The following is a 6196-nucleotide window of genomic DNA, read 5'->3' on the forward strand; positions in this document are numbered from 1 at the left end:
GACGCGGGATTGGGTTGGTTTGGACTCGGGTTGGTTTGGACTCGGGCTGCCGTACCGCAAGTTTCTCGGTGGGTTCATCTTGTCCGATTCGAGGCAGATCGATAGGCTGAAGTTTCGCGCCGCTGAAAAGGATGTTTCACGCGTTTTCGGCCAGGGAGGGGAATTTTCGTGCTTCGTCGACGATCCATTCGTACAAAACTGTTTGCCGCTCTCGGGCTACTTTCAACGATCATGTTGATCCTTGCCTTTAGCGGTTTCTGGGGGCTCAATCGCTACCAGCAACTCGCCAATGCCATTAGCCAACGGGCGACGGAGATCCCTTATGCCAATGACATCAATCGTTTGGCGGAAACGCTGCGGGATCGCAATAGCCGGGTCAAGGACTTGCAGCACAACGGAGGCATGATTGATGCCGCATTGCTGGAAAATCCACTCGTTGAAATTGAGCGGTCTCGCTACAAACAAGTCTTACTGGAACTTGATCTGCGTCTTCAGCTTTACGAGGACGTACTGAACTCGATTGATGCCGAATCCAACCTGCTCATTGATGCAGTGCGGCAACGGCGGAGTCTCGGGGAAATACGAAAATCAGTCGATGATCTCGATCGATTTCATCGTCGCCCCGTCACGATCGATTATTCGTTGAAGAGCGAATTGTCCGAGCGACTTGATTCTCTGGTGGAACAAACTCATGACCACCTGTCGCTAATCCATGGTGGTATGGCCGCATTCAGCCACGACGTCCGCGGTCAATACCGAACTTGGTTTGCGGTTGCTTGCTTGTGCACGATCGTGTCGATGAGCCTGGTGGCATTGTTAGTTTGGGGTTTTCACTCGCTGGTCGTCAAACCCTTTCGCACGCTGATTGTCGGATCACGACTGGTCGCCGGTGGCCAACTGAGTCACCGCATCGACTTGGGGACTGGCGACGAGCTGAGCGAGTTAGCCGCGGCGATGAACGAAATGACAGACCGGTTTCAGAAAGCGTACAAGAAAGTCAATTCGCTCTGCACGGACCTGGACCGGCAGGTTCGCGAACGGACTCGCGAAGTGATCCAGAACGAGCAACTTGCCAGTGTCGGCTTTTTGGCAGCGGGCGTGGCTCACGAAATCAACAATCCGTTGGCAACGATTGCATGGAGTGCGGAATCACTCGAATCACGCCTCGAGGAAGCGGTTTGTTTGACCGGCGCCGAAAACAAATTTGACGATGACTTTATCGCCGTCATGCGAACGAATTTGCGACGGATCGAAGACGAAGCATTCCGCTGCAAAGGGATCACCGAACGACTGCTCGATTTCAGCCGCTTAAGCGAAGTACGACGCGCCGCCACGAATCTAAAAGAGCTTGTCGAAGAAGTGGTGTCGATGGTCAGCAAGGTCGGAAAGTATCGCTGCAAAACGTTGCGCACGCATATCGCCGAGTCCGCTTATGCTCATGTCAATCCACAAGAGATTCGTCAAGTGGTGCTGAACTTGGTCACCAATGCACTGGAGAGCGTGGACACCGATGGCGCGGTTGACATTCACGTCCACAGCGACGGCACTACGACTACCGTGATAGTGCAAGACGACGGTTGTGGAATGAGCCCCGATGTGCTGAAGCACTTATTTGAACCTTTTTTCACACGTCGACGTGATGGCACCGGAACGGGACTCGGATTGAGCATCACCTACCGCATCGTGTCCCAACACGGCGGATCCTTGACCGCACACAGCGATGGCGAGGGGCGAGGATCACGAATGGAAGTGTCCTTGCCTGCCCACGCCGAACACGAAGACAATCCCACAAAAAGTCGCGATACGATTGGATGGAATCATGAGTCAGTCAAAGCAGCCTAAACGAAATGCAATGCATATCCTGTTTGCCGACGACGAAAAAAATCTACAGGAATTAATGCGTAGCGAATTGCCACGCATGGGCTACACCGTGACAGTGTGCCCCGACGGTTTGACGGCGGTCGCCGCACTGGAAAAAGAACCGTTTGATTGCCTGCTTGTCGATCTTGATATGCCGGGCATGAACGGCATCGATGTGATCGGCAAAGCCCGCGAACTGCGTCCTGAAATCGAAGCGGTGGTGATGACCGGAAAGCCGAGTCAAGAAACCGCGATCGCGGCGCTGCGTCACCAGGCATTCGACTATCTGACCAAACCTTGCCGCTTGGCCGACATTGCCGGTTTGCTAGGGCGGGTCGCCGAGCGTCGCCAAACCAAACGTCAGCTCGCAGCGCTTCAACATCGCTTAAAACGAGCCGAAGGCGACTGCAAAATGGTCGGCAGCGGTGCCGCGATGGAAGCGGTGCGGAATTTGATCGCAAAGGTCGCCCCGACGGAGAGCAGTGTGCTAATTCGAGGCGAAACGGGCTGTGGCAAGGAACTAGTCGCTCGCGCGATCCACGATTCGAGCTTGCGTGCCGAACAGCCGATGGTGGCGATCAACTGCGGAGCGTTGCCTGAAAACCTGATTGAAAGCGAACTATTTGGCCATTGCAAAGGCGCGTTCACCGGGGCGGACGCCGCACGTACCGGATTGTTCGAAGTCGCCGACGGTGGCACGATCTTCCTAGACGAAATTGGCGAGTTACCGCTGGCGATGCAAGCCAAACTGCTGCGAGTACTCGAAACCGGTGACATTCGCCGACTCGGAGACAATCAAACCGTCAACGTCAACGTCCGAGTCGTCTGCGCGACTCACCGTGACCTGGAAAAGATGGTCGAAGAGGGAACGTTCCGCGAGGATTTGATGTTCCGTATCAACACCTTCGAAATCCATGTCCCCGCATTGCGAGAACGAACCGAAGACATCGTTCCCTTGGCTTCACATCTGCTGTGTCGACACCGTACCGATGGCGGAAACGAACATCTCTTTACTCCCGAAGCGATCGCGGAACTTAAGTCGCATCAATGGCCAGGTAACGTCCGCGAACTCGCGAATGTGGTCGAGCACGCTGCGATCCTTTGTGATTCACTGCCGATCGGAACCGAGCACCTGCCGCGTCATTTTGGTCGGCGACAATTGCGAAAAGAACTGCGAGACTCTGAACCGATGACCTTGCGTGACATGGAGATGATCGCGATCGAGCGTTCGCTGGCTCGACACGATGGCAATAAACCCGCAGTTGCCGAAGAGCTGGGAGTCAGCCTGAAAACGCTTTACAACAAGATCAATTCAGCCGAAGAGAAAAAGTTGGCTAGCTAGTCATGTTGCCATTTCCAGCAAGCTGAAATCTCGGTTCGCATCAGATCGGTCAATTAGATTCCTGTGCGAACGAGCCCGACCGCAACTCCGACCACGGTCGCGGTTTTGACGAACCGAGGTGGAATCGCAGCGTTTGCTGGTTGCAAACGAATACGATCCGCCTCAGGATGCCAGTACGCCAAGGTGGAATCACCATCGGGGGTTTGCGCGACAACCATTTGCCCAGGAAAGGCGTGATCTTGTCGCTGCACGATCACGTAGTCGCCATCGGCAATCTTGGCATCAATCATCGAGTCGCCGCTGACCTGCAGCACAAAACGGTTTTCGCCAAATAGCATCTCACTAAAGTCGACTCGTTCGTTTTGCTCAAACGGCAACGCAGTGGGGGATCCGGCAACAACCCCGCCCATCGACAAACTGTTCGGATTGCGGTCGGCCGCCTGCGTCAATTCGATCGCCCGCGACTTGTTCGGACTACGGATGATCAAGCCCTTTCGCTCAAGGGCACGGAGATGGCACATCACTCCGTTGGGACTTTTGATGCCGAAATGTTCACCGATTTCCCGGACGGTAGGCCCGTAGCCTCGCTTAACGATCAGCGAGCGAATCATGTTGTATACGTTCTGCTGGCGGTCTGTGAGTTGAGCCGACATCGAGGGGGCCTTTTCTAACGCTTTGGGGGTCATGATGTCGCTAGCATAACAAGCGAATGCCATCGATTGTACCACGCACTAAACGCGTGTCCACAATAATCTGGCGTGGGCGACCTGCCCCCGTCTGTGCGGTGTGCAAAATGATGACAACAAGTTCACCAAGGGGATACGGCACCCCCTAGAACGCAGGCCATTGTTGCAATTCCGGCGGGGATGCACCACCAGGCGAACCAATGAAGTCGATCCAGACGGCTCCAACCAATCAGCCATTTCAGCGCCACGATCCCGACCAAAAAGGAAACGACGGCTCCGACCGCCAGCACGGTGGGCGAGAAAACCAGCTCATTTGGTTCGATTGGCATCGCTGAATTCGGCTGTCCCGCTTCGATGAAATCCTTCAGTTCCAGCACGACTGCCCCACAAATCGCGGGGATTGCCAACAGAAACGAGAATGTGACGGAATCCTCGTTTTTCATCCCCAGCAACCTCGCGCCCAGGATTGTTGATCCGCTGCGACTGATCCCTGGCAGAATCGCGAACGCCTGGAAGCACCCCACGCCGAACGCGCTGATCAGACTCATCTTTTGGTACTCGCCGTCACGAGGCCGCAACCGACCGAGCAAAATCAGAAAAATGCCGGTTACGACCAGCATGCAACCTGCTAAAAGTGGCGAACGCATCAACCATTCAAAGTTTTTCTTGATCGTCAAACCCACAATGACTGCCGGGATGGTGCCGACCACCATCATTCCGATCACACGGCGATCGCTGAACAAAAGATCGAGGATGCGTCGCCAATAGATCACCAGGATGGAACCGAGTGTGCCGGCGTGAAGAATAATCTCCAGCGTTGGCGATTCGCTCAATTTGCCCGTCAATGCTCCCAGCACCACCAAATGCCCCGAAGAACTAATGGGCAGAAACTCGGCAATCCCTTGAACGACAGCGAGGAAAAGAATCTGTAACACGGCTAGGTTGGTCCTTGGCGAAGTTCGGGCGAGGCTGCGGGTTTTAAAGGGCGCCCCTGAGTTGTGAAAGGGCAACGTCCAGTGTTAGAAAATCGGATTATAGTTGTCGCTGTATCCACCGCGACTCAATTCAAATCAAAGGAAAGTTTCGATGCATCAAGCCGAGCATCACGCCGAAGACTCGGTTGCGAGTCGTGCTGCCACGGACGAGCCAGCGTCCTGTCCCGCCGAAGCAGCGACGAAGCTCGCGCCAAGTCCGACCGTTTTGGGCGACATTGTGAATGTGGTTCGCGGGTTTTGCATGGGAGCGGCGGATACGGTGCCCGGCGTCAGCGGAGGGACAGTCGCATTGATACTGGGGCATTACCAGCGACTGGTGACCTGCATCTCGCGGATTGACTCTCATTTTGTTTCACTGCTTGTGCAGTCGAAGTTTCGCGAAGCCGGACGCTATGTGGACATTCGCTTTTTGGCGGCACTGGGCGTTGGCATCGCCACTGGGATCGTCTCGCTAGCAGGCGTGATGCACTGGTTGCTAGACCACAAGCAACCCGAGACGTTTGCGGTCTTCTTTGGCTTGATTGTCGCCAGTATTTGGATCGTAAAGAGCTACGTCAAAAAATGGAGCGTGCCTCAAGCGGTCGCGTGTGGAGCGGGCATCCTAGCAGCGGTCGCGATCACGATGATGCCGATGGGCGAAGGCAACATGAGTCTGCCTTTTTTGTTTTTGAGCGCATCGGTAGCGATTTGTGCCATGATTCTGCCCGGGATCAGTGGTGCATTTGTACTGTTGTTATTCGGGGTTTATCACCCCGTGACCGGTTTGATAAAGGACGCCGTGCGAGGAAACGTGACACTCGAGTCACTCGTTCAGATCGTCGTATTCGCCAGCGGTTGTGGATTTGGACTGTTGGCGTTTTCGCGATTGTTGCGATGGATGTTAGAGCATCATCGCAGCACCACGATGGCGGGATTGATTGGATTGATGATCGGCAGCGTTGGCAAGCTATGGCCGCTACAGCAAGCGACGCCGGAGACAGCCAACTTAGAAACAAAGTTTCGTCAGATGGAATTTGTCTCGGCGAGTCAGTGGCCTGGCAGCATCTCGCTACTGATCGGCTTGGCCATTGGGGCGGCGGTGCTTGTGATCGTGATCGAAAGCCTTGCCAACAAGATCGAGGTTGACGAACCATCGTAAGAGGGACTGGGCAAGCACGGTCAGACTGAGCGATCACAACATCCCCCACAACCTGTCCTCCCCTTTGCTCAGGGACACAGCATCAAACGTCCTCGCGTGGGGACATCATCCGCTTGGGGACATAGCTTAATTTTGGGGGTTGACTTTGAGTTGGACGAGGGGAAGGATTCCTTTT

At 54.8% G+C, this 6196-nt stretch carries 5 protein-coding genes; 3 read left to right on the top strand and 2 right to left on the bottom strand.

The window, feature by feature from the left end:
• Positions 1 to 168 precede the first annotated feature (168 nt).
• Together ABD971_RS26685 and ABD971_RS26690 are read left to right on the top strand one after the other, a co-directional pair.
• Positions 169 to 1842: a sensor histidine kinase gene (locus ABD971_RS26685; protein WP_339946669.1), complete on the top strand. Its 1674-nt coding sequence runs from the start codon at positions 169 to 171 to the stop codon at positions 1840 to 1842.
• A gap of 10 nt (positions 1843 to 1852) precedes the next feature.
• Positions 1853 to 3202, top strand: a complete 1350-nt coding sequence (locus tag ABD971_RS26690; RefSeq protein WP_339946670.1) for a sigma-54-dependent transcriptional regulator — start codon at positions 1853 to 1855, stop codon at positions 3200 to 3202.
• Positions 3203 to 3255: 53 nt separating this feature from the next.
• On the opposite strand, the gene lexA is transcribed toward ABD971_RS26690, so the two are convergent.
• Both lexA and ABD971_RS26700 read right to left on the bottom strand, forming a co-directional pair.
• Complete coding sequence (gene lexA, locus ABD971_RS26695; RefSeq protein ID WP_339946671.1) at positions 3256 to 3918, bottom strand: transcriptional repressor LexA; 663 nt, start codon at positions 3916 to 3918, stop codon at positions 3256 to 3258.
• Positions 3919 to 4010: 92 nt separating this feature from the next.
• A complete protein-coding gene (locus ABD971_RS26700; RefSeq protein WP_345326898.1) occupies positions 4011 to 4823 on the bottom strand; it encodes an undecaprenyl-diphosphate phosphatase in 813 nt (270 codons plus the stop codon).
• Between the two features lie 151 nt (positions 4824 to 4974).
• On the opposite strand from ABD971_RS26700, the gene ABD971_RS26705 reads away from it, so the two are divergent.
• Complete coding sequence (locus ABD971_RS26705; RefSeq protein ID WP_345326899.1) at positions 4975 to 6021, top strand: DUF368 domain-containing protein; 1047 nt, start codon at positions 4975 to 4977, stop codon at positions 6019 to 6021.
• The last annotated feature ends 175 nt before the right edge of the window (positions 6022 to 6196 follow it).

Origin of the sequence: Novipirellula rosea (genome assembly GCF_039541335.1) — a bacterium.
GTDB classification, from domain to species: Bacteria; Planctomycetota; Planctomycetia; order Pirellulales; family Pirellulaceae; genus Novipirellula; species Novipirellula rosea.

Excerpts from the sequence above, each read along its gene's own strand:
- ABD971_RS26690 (WP_339946670.1), top strand. The coding sequence starts at position 1,853 with ATGCATATCCTGTTTGCCGACGACGAAAAAAATCTACAGGAATTAATG.
- ABD971_RS26705 (WP_345326899.1), top strand. The coding sequence starts at position 4,975 with ATGCATCAAGCCGAGCATCACGCCGAAGACTCGGTTGCGAGTCGTGCT.
- lexA (WP_339946671.1), bottom strand. The coding sequence starts at position 3,918 with ATGGCATTCGCTTGTTATGCTAGCGACATCATGACCCCCAAAGCGTTA.